Below are 2619 nucleotides of genomic sequence, written 5' to 3' on the forward strand. Positions count from 1 at the left end.
TGTGAAGTCCCCGCCCAGCGCCGCCTGGATCATAGCCTCGATGCGATGGTTGCGAGGGATGAATTTGGGATTGACGGCATGCATGACCGCCCGGCGCGCGGCCGTGTCGGCAGCATCGCTTGCGATGCGCTCGCGCCAGCGCGCCGACCAAACATCGAATGCGCCTGGATCCTCAAACAACTGCCGCGCCCCGCCCTGATCGTCCGGGGCGGCGAGGTCGTCGCCCAGACGCCGGAAGGCGAGCGTAAAGTCGGCTTCGCCGCGAGCTAATACATCCAGAAAATCAGCCGCGAGCTGCAAGTCGCCTTCCGCCTCGGTCAGCAATCCGAGTTTTCTGCGGAAGCCGCGCTGCAACACAGTCTCATATGAGGACTGGAAAGACCCAAGCACCTCTTCGGCTTCAGAGACGGCTTCACTCTCGTCCGTGCTCATGAGCGGCAGCAGAGTCTCGGCAAAGCGTGCAAGATTCCATGTCGCCACATGAGGCTGGTTGGCATAGGCATAGCGGCCGACACGGTCGATCGAACTGAACACCGCGCTCGGGTCATAGGCGTCCATGAAGGCGCATGGGCCATAGTCGATCGTCTCGCCCGAGATCGTCATGTTGTCGGTGTTCATGACGCCATGGATGAAGCCGACCAGCATCCAGCGCGCCACCAGATCGGCCTGTGCAGCGACAACGGCCTCAAGCAAAGCGCGGTACGGCCGCGCTTGCCCGACCAGCTGCGGGAAATGGCGTTCAATGGCATAGTCGGCGAGGATCTTGAGGCCTCCGGTATCGTGGCGCGCAGCGAAATATTGGAAGGTGCCTATCCGGATATGGCTGGCCGCCACTCTTGTAAGGACAGCGCCGGGCAGCCGGACCTCGCGATATACCGGGTCCCCGGTGAGCACAGCCGCCAAGGCTCGAGTCGTCGGAATGCCCAGCGCGGCCATTGCTTCGCTGACGACATACTCGCGCAGAACCGGGCCGACGGCTGCGCGGCCGTCGCCATTGCGCGAGAACCGCGTCGGTCCCGATCCCTTCAACTGGATGTCACGGCGAATGTCGTTAACGTCCACCACCTCGCCAAGCAGCAGAGCGCGCCCGTCGCCGAGCTGAGGCACGAAGTTTCCGAACTGGTGACCTGCATAGGCCAGGGCGATTGCCTGCAAGCCTTCCGGAAATCTATGGCCAGAGAGCATATCCAATCCATCCGGGCTGGTAAGCTGGTCGGCATCGAGCCCGAGTTCCTCCGCAAGTGGCCGGTTGAATCGGATCAGCCGGGGTTCGGACACCGGCTTCGGATCCGTGTGCGCGAAGAAGCGCTCGGGCAATTGCGCATAGCTGTTGTTGAGGGCGAGAAGCCGCATCTGAATGCCCTGGGTTTATTCGGCGGTCGCAGGTGCCGTCATGAAATCTGGCTCTGACGGAAGGACCCAACAGCTCCCGTCTCGAGGAGACTGTCTTCACTTGTCATATAGGACACAATCTCGCTGGTACCATTCGGATCCATCAGGCCGGCACCGGATAAGCTTTGAACTACCCGCCTACGTCGCGTTTCGGGGCTACCGTGCGACGAAAGGCGACAGGCAAGCTGACCCCTTCTGCTGTCTTGACCACAGAAGGCCTTGTGGATCCATTGTCCATGACGACGATCTTGTCGGGTCACCCTCATGGCCGTACTAGGCCGCAGGCGAAGGAAAAACTGTCGAGACTACGTTGCAGCTGGGGCGCCTCCCGAATGGCGCGGACGTCAGTTTTATGATGATGTCCCCGACGGTACGCTGGCCGCAACCCATACGCTCGCCGGGCGGATCCGTACGGGCATGTCATCAGGCGAGATCAAAGAAGATACGGTCGCGTTCCCGCGTTTTTGATCCAAGCGATCGCGCGCCATTGGACACAATCACCCTAAGGGGGTCCTTCAAATGCCATCCTTGGCGTCATAGCCGCTACGTTCGAGGAGAGCATGGCGGCCCGAACCGAAGCCTTCCCTGGTGGAAGGCCCTCCGGGCCCACCATTGGCTTTCGCTGCCGTTGATTTAACTGGGTTTTTTGTACTTTTTTGTCCCACTCTCTCCCACCCCCTCCAAAAGTGGGACATTTTCGTTCTCGTTTCGATCGAATACCAGAAGCGTCCGGGCAGACTGCGCCACTATCCGGCGGCGTGCCTTGCGGATGTAGTGATCGGGCTGCTGATACGTCGTCCAGCCGTAAATCGCCTTCAGCTGTTCATGCGTGGCACCGTTTTCTGCGGCAACGGTGGCGCCTGCCTTGCGGACCCCATGGGCGCTGCAGCCCGGGAGCCCCGCTTCGTCGCACCATTGGCGCATCTTGTTACCAAGGCCGTTTTCCGAGAAAGGTCGACCATACTCGGTGACGAGGAATGTCAGGTTCCCGGCCGGGGCGAAGGAAAGCTCATCCTCGAGTTCTGGGAGCAGAGGCAGTTCGACGACAATCGCTTCCTGGCGCACCTTGCTCTTGTCGGTCTTGCCAGGCTTGATCCTGATCCACTTCTCCCAGGTCCCGGTATCCTTGTTGCGAACCTGGGTAACGTGTTGTCTGCCGAAGATTGCTGCATCGGACAGTCGCAAACCTGTGAACATGAAAATCGCCAGCGCCATACGAGCCATGGT

2 protein-coding genes are annotated in these 2619 nt (G+C 60.6%); both read right to left on the bottom strand.

Annotated features, from left to right (window positions below; genetic code table 11):
• A partial coding sequence (locus EN943_RS26465) for a protein adenylyltransferase SelO (protein ID WP_127415241.1) occupies positions 1–1353 on the bottom strand: 1353 nt, incomplete at its 3' end.
• A gap of 672 nt (positions 1354–2025) precedes the next feature.
• On the bottom strand, positions 2026–2619 hold a 594-nt coding region (locus tag EN943_RS38485), incomplete at its 5' end, for a tyrosine-type recombinase/integrase (protein ID WP_348630109.1).

This window comes from Mesorhizobium sp. M7A.F.Ca.US.006.01.1.1 (assembly GCF_003997935.1).
In the GTDB taxonomy this organism is placed as follows: domain Bacteria; phylum Pseudomonadota; class Alphaproteobacteria; order Rhizobiales; family Rhizobiaceae; genus Mesorhizobium.